Raw genomic sequence first — 12,689 nt, 5'->3', positions numbered from 1 at the left:
TCACGCTTGGCTTTTGGGCAATTTCGTTTCGATTAGAGTTTGAACAACGAAATTGCCGGGTGCGACACTCCGTGCCAGCCTAGAACGGAAGACGGCTGCGGCGGTTTGTCCCGCGCTGGCCGCGCCCCGGAGGCGCCCATGGCTCTCAAGCCCGTATCGCTCGACGACAAGTACGACCTTTCGCAGGAGCGGGTGTTCGTCTCCGGCACCCAGGCGCTGGTGCGCCTCGCATTGATGCAGAAGGAGCGCGACCGCCGCGCCGGCCTCAACACGGCCGGCTACGTGACGGGCTACCGCGGCTCCCCGCTCGGCGGGCTCGACCAGCAGTTCGGCCGCGCAGACCGGCTTTTGAAGGCCAACGACATCAAGTTCCAGCCGGGCCTCAACGAGGATCTGGCGGCAACCGCCCTGTGGGGCTCCCAGCAGGCGGAGCTGCGCGGGGAAGGCCGCTTCGACGGCGTGTTCGGCCTCTGGTACGGCAAGGGGCCGGGCGTCGACCGCTCCGGCGACGTGTTCCGCCACGCCAACAATGCCGGCACGGCCAAGCATGGCGGCGTGATCGCGCTGATGGGCGACGATCACACCTGCGAGAGCTCCACCACCGCGCACCAGAGCGAGTTCCATTTCGTCGACGTGATGATCCCGGTGCTCAATCCCGCCGGCGTTCAGGAGATCATCGACTACGGCCTGCATGCCTGGGCGCTGTCGCGCTTCTCCGGCACCTGGGTCGGCCTCAAGGCGGTGAAGGACACCATCGAGAGCACCGGCATCGTCGACGGGCGCCTGGACCGGGTGTCGATCGTCACGCCGACCGACTTCGCCATGCCGCCCGGCGGCCTCAACATCCGCCTCGGCGACACCCCCATCGCGCAGGAGGAGCGGCTCCAGGAATTCAAGCGCGACGCCATCCTGCATTATCTGAGGGCCAACCGCCTCAACCGCTTCATCACCTCGGGCGGGGCGCGCCCGCGCATCGGCATCGCGACCGTCGGCAAGTCCTATCTCGACGTGCGCCTGGCGCTGGACGAGCTGGGCATCGACGAAGTGCGCGCCAACGACCTCGGCATCCGCATCTGGAAGGTGGCCTGCCCCTGGCCGCTGGAGACGCAGGGGCTCCAGGAATTCGCGCGCGGCCTCGACCTCATCATGGTGGTGGAGGAGAAGCGCTCCCTCATCGAGGTGCAGGTGCGCGAGGAGCTTTACGGCACCGCCAACCAGCCGGTCTGCATCGGCAAGAAGGACGAGCAGGGCCGCTGGATGTTCCCGGTGAAGGGCGCGCTCGACCCGAACGACATCGCCATCCAGCTCGGCCGCCGCCTTCTGGCCTATGGCGACATGCCGGACATCGCCCAGCGCGTCGGCGAGCTGGAGGAGGCGCAGCGCGTGCTCGCCGCCACCGGCGACGTGGCGAACCGCATCCCCTATTTCTGCTCCGGCTGCCCGCACAACACCTCCACCAAGGTGCCCGAGGGCATGCGCGCCTATGCCGGAATCGGCTGCCACTACATGGTGCAGTGGATGGACCGGGAGACCACCGGCTTCACCCAGATGGGCGGCGAGGGCGCCAACTGGATCGGCGAAGCGCCGTTCTCCAAGCGCGGCCATGTGTTCCAGAATCTCGGCGACGGCACCTACAACCATTCCGGCTACCTGGCGCTGCGCGCGTCGATCGCCTCGGGCGTGAACGTCACCTACAAGCTCCTGTTCAACGATGCCGTTGCCATGACCGGCGGGCAGCACCACGAGGGCGACCTCACCGTTCCGGTGATCGCGCGGCAGGTGGCGGCCGAGGGCGCGAAGCGCGTGGTCGTCGTGACCGACGAGCCGGACAAGTATCCGCCGAACACGCTGTGGCCCGGCGGGCTCACCATCCGCCACCGGGACGACCTCGACGAGGTCCAGCGCGAACTGGCGCAAATCCCGGGCGTGACGGTCCTGATCTACGACCAGACCTGCGCTTCCGAGAAGCGGCGCCGCCGCAAGCGCGGCGCCTTCCCGGACCCGGACAAGCGCGTCATCATCAACGAGCGCGTGTGCGAAGGCTGCGGCGACTGCGGCGTGAAGTCCAACTGCGTGTCGGTCCAGCCGCTGGCGACCGAGTGGGGCCGCAAGCGCGAGATCGACCAGTCGTCCTGCAACAAGGACTTCTCGTGCGTGAACGGCTTCTGCCCGTCCTTCGTCACGGTCCATGGCGCGAAGCCGAAGAAGGCGGCCGGCGCGGCGGCGGGCGGCGGCGAATGGGCGGCCCTGCCCGTTCCCGTTTTGCCGGAGATCGACGGCACCTACGGCATCATCGCCACCGGGGTGGGCGGCACCGGCGTCGTCACCATCGGCGCCATCATCGGCATGGCGGCGCACCTTGAGGGCAAGGCCTGCGGCATGATCGACATGGCCGGCCTCGCCCAGAAGGGCGGCGCGGTCTACAGCCACATCCGCCTTGCCAGGGACCCCGCCGACATCACCGCCATCCGGGTTCCCGCCCGCGGCGCCGACGTGGTGCTGGGCGGCGACATCGTCGTCGCCGGCACCAAGAAGGTGCTGGCCGCGGTGAAGCCGGGCAAGACGCTGGTGGTGGTCAACACCCACGAGGTGCTGCCGGGCGACTTCACCCGCAACGCGGACTATTCGCTGCCCACCGAGCGCATCAAGCGCACCATCTCCCAGGCGGCGGGGCCGGAGAACACCCACTTCATCGAGGCCAACCGCCTCGCCACCGCATTGTTCGGCAACTCGCTGGCGCAGAACATCTTCATGGTGGGCTACGCCTACCAGTTCGGCGCCCTGCCGGTGTCGGCCGAGGCGATCGAGCGCGCCATCGAGCTGAACGGCGAGGCGGTCGCCATGAACAAGGCCGCCTTCCTGTGGGGCCGCCGCGCGGCGTACGATCCGGCGCGGGTGGAGCAGCTTGCCGCGCCGAAGGGCGAGGGCTCGCCGGCGCGCCGCCTGTCGCAGGACCTCGACGAGGTGATCGCCCGCCGCGTCGCCGACCTCACGCTCTACCAGGACGCCGCCTATGCGGCGCGCTATCGCGCCTTGGTCGAGAAGGTGCGCGCCGCCGAGGCCGCGCGCGCGCCGGGCCGCTCCGGCCTTGCGGAGGCGGTCGCCCGGAACCTCTACAAGCTCATGGCCTACAAGGACGAGTACGAGGTCGCCCGGCTGTTCACCGATGGCGACTTCCTGCGCCAGGTGGACGGCGCCTTCGACGGCACGCTGCGCTTCGAGTTCCACATGGCGCCGCCGCTTCTCGCCCGCGCCAACCCCGCGACCGGGGAGCCGCGCAAGATGAGCTTCGGCCCCTGGATGCTGAAGGCGCTCGGCGTTCTGGCGAAGTTCAAGGGGCTGCGCGGCACCGCGCTCGACGTGTTCGGCTACAGCGCCGAGCGCCGCACCGAGCGCCGGCTGGTCGCCGACTATGAGCGCACCATCGGCACGCTGCTGCCCCGGCTCGACCTCGCCAACCATGCCGTGGCGGTGGCGATCGCCGCGATCCCGGAGAAGATCCGCGGCTACGGGCCGGTGAAGGAACGCCACCTCGCTGCCGCCAAGGCCGAGGAGGCGAGCCTCCTCGCGCGCTTCGACGCACCGGCGGCGCCCGCCGCAGTGGCGGCCGAGTAGGCGCACAGGCAGGGCCGGGGGCGATGAGCCCCCGCCCCTTCCCGGCGCGCGACGCGCGGCGCGGCCGCGCCGCTCCCATGAAGAAGAGTCATGGAGCCATAAGCTTTTATGACGCGTCCGGACGGTTGCGCGCCGCGCCGGGAAGGCGCAAGAAGAGGCTTCCTCCCCCGCTTTGCCCGCGATGATACCCAGCGTGATCCTCATCGGTTTTTTCGTGATGGTCCTCGCCGGCGCGGTGAAGGGCATGGTGGGCATGGGGATGCCCACGGTCGCCATCGGCCTGCTCACGCTGATCCTGCCGCCGCCGCAGGCCGTGGCGCTGCTCATCATTCCCGCCGCCTTCACCAATGTCTGGCAATACGCCACCGGGCCGGGCGCGCGCTCCACCGCGCGGCGCTTCGCCAGCATGATGACCGGCCTGACGGTGGGCACCTTCATCGGCGGCTTCGGCATCGGCGGGCTCGATTCGCCGTTCACCCTGCCGGCCATGGGCATCGTCGTGTGCTGCTACGGCCTGCTCGGCCTCGCCTCCGTCCACGTCCACCTGCCGGAGGGGTGGGAGGGGCCGCTCGCGCCGGTCGTCGGCCTCGCCACCGGCGTCATCAACGGCATGACCAGCATGGCGATGCTGCCGGCGGTGGTGTTCTTCAAGGCGCTGGGGCTCGGGCGGGACGACATGGTGCAGGCGCTGGGCCTGAACTTCATGGTGGCCTCTTTCGCGATGATGCCGATCCTGATGTGGCCCGGCAGTTCGGGCGCGCCGCTGCTGGACCCGTGGATCATCGGCGCCTCGATCGCGGCGCTGCTGCCGGCGGGGCTCGGGCTGAACCTCGGGCGGCGCCTGCGCATCATGGCCTCGCCCGAGCTGTTCTCGCGGATCTTCTTCGGCTTCCTCACGCTGCTCGGCCTCTACATGGCCGCGCGCGGCATCCTCAAGCTCACGGCCTGAGCGCCGCCGTCACTCCGACAGGCGGTGGATGTCGTGGACGACGATGCCGATGGAATCGTCCGGCTTCTTCAGCCATTCGCGGCGCGAGAGCGTCTTTAGCGTGTCCTCGTAGCCGGTCTGCCAGTGATCGCGCATGGAGGTGCCGGAGAATTCGTAGTCCTTGAATTCCCGCTCGTAGGTCTTCTCCTGATAGATCAGGTGGCAGATGTTGACCGGGCCGGAGGCGCCGTATTCGTCGATCAGCTGCTGGTCTTCCGGCGTGCGCAGCTGCTCGGGGATGCGCAGCAGCGATTCGTAGAGCTTGGCGCGCAACTCCTGGACCCGGCGGAACACGTCGGTCGTGTAGCGGGTGCGGCTCGAATAGGCGATGTCCTTCTGCCGCTCGGAGACGTCGAACATGTCGCGCGGCAGCGGCCCGCGGGCGCTGAACAGGTCCACCTGGAACACCAGCGCGCTCGGATGGTCCGGCTGGTCCAGCAGGAACTGGAGCGGGGTGTTGGAGACGACGCCGCCGTCCCAATAGTATTCGCCCTCGATCTTGATGGCCGGGAAGCCCGGCGGCAACGCGCCGGAGGCCATGATGTGCTCCGGCCCGATGGTGTGGATCTTGTTGTCGAAATAGATGAAATTGCCGGTGCGCACGTTCACCGCGCCGACCGAGAAGCGCTTCTCGCCGGAATTGATGATGTCGAAGTCCACCAGCTTCAGCAGCGTCTCGTGCAGCGGCGAGGTGTCGTAGAAGGAGGTGGCGCCGGTGGCGCCGGTGGGCAGCAGCCAGGGGTTGGGGAAGCGAGGGCGGAAGAAGCCCGGCTGGCCCTGCAGGATGGTCATGGACGCGCTGAACTGGTTGCGCATGGCGCGGAACACGTCGCCCTCCGGCGTCCAGGGCAGCACCTTGCGGCGGGAGATGGTCTCCCAGAATTCCCGAAGTCGCGGCAGCCGGTTCTCCGGCGTGTTGCCGGCGATGATGGCCGAGTTGATGGCGCCGATCGAAACGCCGGAAATCCAGTTCGGCTCGCAGCCGGTCTCCGACAGCGCCTCGTAGACCCCGGCCTGGTAGGCGCCGAGCGCGCCGCCGCCCTGGAACACGAGGGCGACGCGGTCATACTCGTTGATCATGTCGCAGAGGTCGGCGGGCAAGGCCTTGGCATGCGGGTTCATGTCGTCTCATCTCCGGGCGCGGCGTCGGGCGATGGCGGGATGGGCGGGCGCGCCGCGCATCCCGCGAGGGATCACTTGTCCTCGGCCAGATAGTCGTAGACCACCTCGCCCAGGCCGAGCGTCAGGTCGGCCTTGAGGTGCACCGCCGAGAGCACCTCCAGCACCGGCAGCTTCGCCACGTCGCAGATGGCGTGGGGGAACAGGCCGAGCGCCGCCGGGCCGGTCCAGCATTCCTTGAGGGTGATGTCTTCCAGATAGTAGCGGACCAGCTCGCAGATGCGCGGCTTGGCGTCCACGTCCGGGATGATCTTGATGAGGAAGCTCGGCGCCAGCAGCGAGGCGAGCACCTTATCCTTGTCGGCGGGCACGTGCTTGTAGCCCATGGTGGCGGAGGCGCAAAGCACGCTGCCATAGTTCAGGGTGCCGACCAGCGTGTCGGTCTCCACCTGGAACTTGGGGTTGGCGTACTTCTTCGGGAAGCCCCAGATCTCGCGGCCGCCGGCGATCGGCGCCTCGTCGTCGAGATACATGGAGTGCACATAGCCGCCGGCGACGCCGTCCAGCGTGACCGGGATCACCTGCCCGGTCTCGGTATAGTCGCCGAAGCCGGTGGAATCCGGCATGCGGATGAACTCGTACTTGACGATGGGCTCGCCGACCTTCAGCGGCTCCGGCACCACTTCCTCCAGCGCCGCGGGATCGGTGCGGTAGGTGATGATCATGAACTCGCGGTCGAAGAAGCGGTAGGGACCCCGCGGATAGGACGGGCTGACGAGCGGCATGGAATAGGCGGTGCGGCGGACGTCAGCGATCTTCATCGGCATGGCTCCCTGCTGGCCGCTTCGCAGATGCGAAGGCGCGTCACGTTAGCCTATGGCGCCAGACCGCGACAGGCCCGTGACTTAGCGAATGCGGGACATCAGAAGGCCAGCACGCCCGCCGCCCCGCTCTGGGTGGCATAGGCCACGGCGCCGCCCGCCGGGTGCCAGGCGATGGCGGCAAGCGGATCGGCGTCGGGTGCCCGCAGGAGGATTTCCGCGCTGTCCGAGATGCGCGCCATCAGCACCATGCCGTCCTCGTAGCCGGCGGCGATCACCGGGTCCTTCGGATGGCAGGCCACAACCAGCACCCGCGAGGAGGCCGACGGCGCGACCATGGTCGGCGCCTTGCCCATGGGGCCGTCCTTGGCCTGGAACGGCCACATCACCACCTCGCCCGAGCCGGAGGTGGCGAGCCACTTGCCGTCCGCCGTGAAGGCGAAGGACTTCACCCGCGAGGGGTAGCCGGTCATGCGCATGTGGGCGCCGTCCACCACGCGCCAGCCGTGCAGCGCCGGCTCCTGCATGGTGGAGACCAGGAAGCGCCCGTCCGGCGAGAAGGCGAGGCCGAGATGCGAGCCCTTCCAGCCCAGAAGCTCCGGCTTGGCCGAGGGCGCGTTGGGAAACCACAGCGTTGCCCCGCCATAATGGGCGATGGCGAGTCTCAGGCCCTTCGGCGCGAAGGCGAGGCCGCCCACGGTGGACGGCGCCTCGAAGCTCTTCGTCTCGCCTTTGGCGATCACGAATGCGGTCTTGCCGGCGGAATAAGCGAGCGTGCCGTCCGGGCCGAGCGCGATGCGGTCGATCCAGCGGCCGGTGTGGGATGCGATCTCGGTGACGCTGCCGTCCGCGCGTGTCTCAACCACCCGCCCGTCGTCGCCGCCGGTGATGAGGCGGGTGCCGTCCGCCACCGCGCACAGCACCGCGCCCTCATGCGCCGTCACCGCTTTGCCGCCGCCGACGCCCAGGAACACCTGCCCCTGTGCGCCCGCGAAGGCCGGCGTCGCGTCGAGGAAGGCGGCGGCGACGATCTCGGCGCCGAGGGCGAAGGTGGTGACCTTGTCGGTGAGGCTGGAAGGGGCAAGGGACATGAAACAGTGCCTCAGCGCGGCCCGAAGGCGGAAAAGGCTCTTAAGCCACCCCGCGCGCCGCGACGCAAGGCACGCGGGCGGGGGAGTGCCGCGCGCGGCCGATCAGTTCGCCGCCGCCTTCACCAGCGGGCAGCCGCCCTCGTTCAGCGGGCGGAACGCCTCGTCGCCGGGGATGACGCGGATCAGCTCCAGATAGTCCCAGGGATACTTCTGCTGATCGGGCGCCTTCACCTTCAGCAGATAGAGGTCGTGCACCATGCGGCCGTCCTCGCGGATGCGCCCGCCATGGGAGAAGAAGTCGTCCACCGGGGTCGCCTTCATCTGCGCCACCACCGTGCCGGTGTCGGCGGTGCCGGCCGCCTGGACCGCCTTGAGATAGTGCAGGATCGACGAATAGACGCCCGCCTGGCCCATGGTGGGCATGGCCTTGTGGCGTTGGTAGAAGCGCTTCGACCAGGCGCGGGTCTCGTCATTGAGGTCCCAGTAGAAGCCCTGCGTCAGGATCAGCCCCTTGGCGGTGGGCAGGCCGATGGCGTGGATGTCGGTGATGTGGAGATAGAGCCCGGCGAGCTTGATGCCCGACTGCGGGATGCCGAACTCGTTGGCCTGCTTGATGGCGTTCACCTGGTCCGCGCCCGAATTGGCGAAGGCGATGAGCTTGGCGCCCGCACCCTGGGCCTGGAGCAGGTAGGAGGAGAAGTCGGTGGAGCCCTGCGGGTGCTTCACCCGGCCCACCACCTTGCCGCCGCCCTTCTCCACCGCCTGGGCGGTGTCGCGCTCCAGCGCCGCGCCGAAGGCGTAGTCGGCGGTGATGAAGAACCACGGCCCGTCCTTCGCCAGCGAGGCGCCGGTGCCGGCGGCCAGCGCATAGGTGTCGTAGGTCCAGTGGATGCCGGTGGGGGCGCAGAACTTGCCGGTGAAATCGGACGACCCGCCGGTGGAGGCGAGCACCAACTTGTCCTTGCGCCGGCCGATCTCCTGCACCGCCAGCAGCACCGAGGAGGTGGGGATGTCGGCGATCACGTCGACGCCCTGCTCGTCGATCCAGCGGTTGACGATGGCCGAGCCCACGTCCGGCTTGTTCTGGTGGTCGCCGACGACGATCTCGATCGGCCGGCCGAGCACCTTGCCGCCGAAATCCTCCACCGCCATCTGCGCGGCGATCACCGAGCCGGGGCCGGCCATGTCGGCATAGATGCCGGACTGGTCGTTGAGGATGCCGATGCGCAGGGGCTTGCCGTCCGCCGCCGCGAGCGGACCGGAAAGGAGGAGCGCCGCGGCGAGGGCGGCGAACAGAGGACGGCGCATGATGCTCTCCGGATGGGTCAGGTCGCCTTCCCGATTATTCGACTATGTCGAGTGGTTCAATAGATAATACGTCTCATTATGAGATTTACATTAATTCACGGCATTTACGCGATATTCAGCCGCCCGCGTATCGCGCCACCCTCGCCCGCCGGGGCGATTGTGGTCTATGACACCGCCATGCCGCCCGCCTTCGCGCCGCTTCCCATCGATGCGGTCCTCGACAACCTGATGCGCACCCTCGCCGCCACGCCGGCGGCCGTGCTGGTGGCGCCGCCGGGCGCCGGCAAGACCACGCGGGTGCCGCTGGCCTTGCTCGACGCGCCCTGGGTGAGGGGCGGCAAGATCCTCGTCCTGGAGCCGCGCCGCCTCGCGGCGCGCGCCGCCGCCCACCGCATGGCGCAGACTTTGGGAGAGCGGGTCGGCGAGCGGGTCGGCTACCGGGTGCGGCTGCGCTCGGAGGTCTCCGCGCGCACCCGCATCGAGGTGGTGACCGAGGGCGTGTTCACCCGCATGGTGCTGGACGATCCGGAGCTTGCCGGCGTCGCGGCCGTGCTGTTCGACGAGTTCCACGAGCGCAGCCTCGACGCCGATCTCGGCCTCGCGCTGGCGCTGGACAGCCAGCGCGGGCTGCGCGACGACCTGCGCCTCCTCGCCATGTCCGCCACCCTCGACGGCGCGCGCGTCGCCGCGCTCATGGGCACCGAAGGCGCCCCGGCCCCGGTGATCGCAAGCGAAGGCCGCGCCTTTCCGGTTGCCACGCGCCATCTCGGCCGCGACCCGCGCGCGCGGATCGAGGGACAGATGGCGGAGGCGATCGTCCGCGCGCTCTCCGAGGAGCAGGGCTCGATCCTCGCCTTCCTGCCCGGCGCCGCCGAGATCCGCCGCACCCGCGACTTCCTGGCGGAGAAGGTGCGCGACCCTGCCGTCGACCTCGTGCCGCTGTTCGGCGCCATGGATGCGGCGGAGCAGGACCGGGCGCTGCTGCCCGCCCCCGCGGGCCGGCGCAAGGTGGTGCTCGCCACCTCCATCGCCGAGACCTCGCTCACCATCGAGGGGGTGCGCGTGGTGGTGGACAGCGGCCTTGCCCGCGTGCCGCGCTTCGAGCCGGACGTGGGGCTCACCACGCTCGTGACCGAGCGCGTCTCCCGCGCCGGCGCCGACCAGAGGCGCGGCCGCGCCGGGCGCACCGAGCCGGGCGTGTGCTTCCGGCTGTGGAGCGAGGGCGAGACGGCGAGCCTGAAGCCCTTCGCGACGCCGGAAATCCTCTCCGCCGACTTGACCGGCCTGGTGCTCGACCTCGCCCGCGCCGGGGTGCGCGAGCCGGCGAGCCTGCCCTTCCTCGACCCGCCGCCCGAACCGGCTGTGAAGGAGGCGAAGGCGCTCCTGGCTCTGCTCGGCGCGCTGGACGCGGAGGGCCGCGTCACGCCGCTGGGCGCGCGCATGGCGCGCCTGCCGCTGCCGCCGCGCCTCGCCCACATGGTGGTGATGGGGGCCGAAAGCGGCGCCGGGCGCCAGGCGGGCGAGATCGCCGCCGTGCTGACCGAGCGCGGGCTGGGCGGCGACGGCGTCGATCTGCTGCATCGGCTCGACGATTTCCGCCGCGACCGCTCGCGCCGCGCCGAGGATGCCCGCCGCCTCGCCCAGCGCTGGACCGAGGCGGCCAGGGGCGCGGCGGACGCGCGGCGCGCGGCGCCCTCCCCCGCCGCGCTGCTGGCACTCGCCTTCCCGGACCGCGTCGCCAAAGCGCGCGGCGACGGCACGCGCTTCCTGCTGCGCAACGGCCGGGCCGGGGCGGTGGACCCGGCGGCGGCGCTCGCGAAGGCGCCCTACCTCGCCGTCGCCGAGATGTCGGGCCGGGCGGATGCCGCGCGCATCCTGCTCGCCGCTGCACTCGCCGAGGACGAGATCGAGGCCCTGTTCGCGGCCGAGATCGGCGAGGGGCTGGAGGTGACGTTCGACGCCGGTGCCGCCGCGGTCCGCGCGCGGCAGACGCGCCGGCTCGGCGCGCTGACCCTGTCGTCGCGCCCGCGGCCCACGCCGCCCGATGCCGCAACCGCGCGCCTGCTGGCGGAAGGCGTCGCCGGCCTCGGCATCGCCCGCCTGCCCTTCTCCCCGTCGCTCGCCCAGTGGCGCGACCGCGTCGCCTTCCTGCGTGCCGCCGAGGGCGAGCCCTGGCCCGACCTTGCCGACGCCGCCCTCGCCGCCACGGCGGGCGACTGGCTGGCGCCCTTCATCGCGGGCCGCACGGCGCTCGCGGAGATCACCGCCTCCGACCTCGACGCGGCGCTGAAGGCGCTCCTGCCCTATGCGCTCGCGGCGCGCCTGGAGGCGGAGGCGCCGACCCATTTCACCGCCCCCACGGGCACCCGCCTGCCGGTGGACTATGCCGCCGAGGGCGGCCCGCAGGTGGAGGTGCGGGTGCAGGAATTGTTCGGGCTCACGACGCATCCCGCGCTCGCCGGCGGGCGCATTCCGCTGACCCTCGCTCTGCTCTCGCCGGCGCGCCGGCCGATCCAGGTCACCAAGGACCTGCCGCAATTCTGGCGCGGCTCGTGGCGCGACGTGCGCGCGGAGATGCGCGGGCGCTATCCCAAGCATCCCTGGCCCGAGGACCCGTCCCAGGCCGATCCCACCACCCGCGCCAAGCCGCGCGGCACCTGAGGCTCAGCGTGCCGCGTCGAGCGTGTCCGTGTCGGGCGCGATGCCCCGGGAGGTGGGGACGCCGTCGTCGAACGGGGCGAGATGATCGATCACCATCTGCCGGTAGCGCGGCAGGCCCTTGTAGCCGATAATGTCGGGGTGGAGGTCGCGCAGCACCCGGTGCAGGCGGCGGCGCCATTTCGGCACCCGCGCGATGTCCGCCACCGAGGTCAGGTAGCAGCGGATGCCGAACAGGATGGCATTGGAGCGCGGCAGGCGGAACAGGGTCTGCAATTCCACCCGCAGATGCACCTTCTCGGCCACGTTCTCGGGCGTCACGGTGGCCTTGTCCGGCCCCCAGACGGGGTAGTTCTCCGGCGAGGTGTCGAGCCGGGGATTGACCGTCATGGTCCAGTTGAGGCGCCGCACCGGCTGGCCGCATTGCAGGCGCATCAGGTATTTCAGCGCCCGGTCGAACACGCCCTTCTCGTGCGCCAGCGGCACCGGGCCGTGCCATTCGTGGAACGTCATGCCGATGTCGAACTCCAGCGACCAGTCGGCCTGGGTCGTCACCATGCCGCCGTCCACGAACAGGTTGTCCTCGCGCTGGTCCTGGAGCGTGAAATCGCCCTGCGCCTGGCGGGTGATGAATTCAAACGGCGGGCAGGGCAGCGTCTCCGCCTTGCCGAAGGTGAAGGACTGCTGCAGGCCGAGCGGGCGGTTCACCCAGGTCCACAGGTCGCCCGCCTTGGTGAGCGTGAAGTGCTCGGGATAATCCGCCGCGAGGCTCTCCATGATGAGCTCCAGCGTGTCCCACTCGGCCGCCATCATGTGCGGCAGAACCTGGCAGCGCTTGGGGTCCTCGGCGAGCACCTTCGCCCGCTCGCGGCACTCGGCCACATAGTGCTCGTCGATGTCGAACACCGCCTGGAACGCCGCCGTCGGCCCGCCTTTCACGTGGGGTTCGATGTTCACCGAGTACATGTATTCGTCTTCGGGGAACGGGAACGGAAAGCGCAGGATGTCTTCCGCCGTCTTGGCGTAGGTGAAGGTGTCGCGGAAGGTCTCGGACGGCTTGAACTGCAAGGTCATGGTCTCGTCCTTTGA

At 70.0% G+C, this 12,689-nt stretch carries 8 protein-coding genes; 3 read left to right on the top strand and 5 right to left on the bottom strand.

Annotated elements, in window-relative coordinates:
• The first annotated feature begins 138 nt into the window (after positions 1–138).
• Both D9R14_RS15140 and D9R14_RS15135 read left to right on the top strand, forming a co-directional pair.
• Entirely contained in the window at positions 139–3,615 is a 3,477-nt protein-coding gene (locus D9R14_RS15140) for an indolepyruvate ferredoxin oxidoreductase family protein (RefSeq protein ID WP_121624172.1), read from the top strand.
• Positions 3,616–3,808: 193 nt separating this feature from the next.
• Positions 3,809–4,564, top strand: coding sequence for a sulfite exporter TauE/SafE family protein (locus D9R14_RS15135; protein ID WP_245420820.1), 756 nt, complete (start codon positions 3,809–3,811; stop codon positions 4,562–4,564).
• A gap of 9 nt (positions 4,565–4,573) precedes the next feature.
• On the opposite strand, the gene D9R14_RS15130 is transcribed toward D9R14_RS15135, so the two are convergent.
• The 4 genes from D9R14_RS15130 to D9R14_RS15115 all read right to left on the bottom strand — a co-directional run bounded on the left by D9R14_RS15130 (position 4,574) and on the right by D9R14_RS15115 (position 8,942).
• On the bottom strand, positions 4,574–5,725 hold the full coding sequence (locus D9R14_RS15130) for a patatin-like phospholipase family protein (RefSeq protein ID WP_121624170.1): 1,152 nt from the start codon (positions 5,723–5,725) through the stop codon (positions 4,574–4,576).
• A 71-nt stretch (positions 5,726–5,796) separates the two neighbouring features.
• Positions 5,797–6,543 carry an acetoacetate decarboxylase gene (locus tag D9R14_RS15125; RefSeq protein WP_121624169.1) on the bottom strand — a complete coding sequence of 249 codons (747 nt, stop codon included), beginning with the start codon at positions 6,541–6,543 and terminating at the stop codon, positions 5,797–5,799.
• Between the two features lie 101 nt (positions 6,544–6,644).
• Positions 6,645–7,634 carry a WD40 repeat domain-containing protein gene (locus D9R14_RS15120; protein ID WP_121624168.1) on the bottom strand — a complete coding sequence of 330 codons (990 nt, stop codon included), beginning with the start codon at positions 7,632–7,634 and terminating at the stop codon, positions 6,645–6,647.
• Between the two features lie 102 nt (positions 7,635–7,736).
• Positions 7,737–8,942: an ABC transporter substrate-binding protein gene (locus tag D9R14_RS15115; RefSeq protein ID WP_121624167.1), complete on the bottom strand. Its 1,206-nt coding sequence runs from the start codon at positions 8,940–8,942 to the stop codon at positions 7,737–7,739.
• Between the two features lie 177 nt (positions 8,943–9,119).
• Between D9R14_RS15115 and hrpB the strand changes: the two genes are divergently transcribed.
• On the top strand, positions 9,120–11,603 hold the full coding sequence (hrpB, locus tag D9R14_RS15110; protein ID WP_121624206.1) for an ATP-dependent helicase HrpB: 2,484 nt from the start codon (positions 9,120–9,122) through the stop codon (positions 11,601–11,603).
• 3 nt (positions 11,604–11,606) lie between these two features.
• On the opposite strand, the gene D9R14_RS15105 is transcribed toward hrpB, so the two are convergent.
• Positions 11,607–12,674: a heme-dependent oxidative N-demethylase family protein gene (locus D9R14_RS15105; protein ID WP_121624166.1), complete on the bottom strand. Its 1,068-nt coding sequence runs from the start codon at positions 12,672–12,674 to the stop codon at positions 11,607–11,609.
• Between the last annotated feature and the right edge of the window lie 15 nt (positions 12,675–12,689).

The sequence above is a fragment of the Xanthobacter tagetidis genome, from assembly GCF_003667445.1.
In the GTDB taxonomy this organism is placed as follows: domain Bacteria; phylum Pseudomonadota; class Alphaproteobacteria; order Rhizobiales; family Xanthobacteraceae; genus Xanthobacter; species Xanthobacter tagetidis.
The sequence above is the reverse complement of the archived record's forward strand: the minus strand, read 5'-3'. Positions and strand labels throughout refer to the sequence as shown.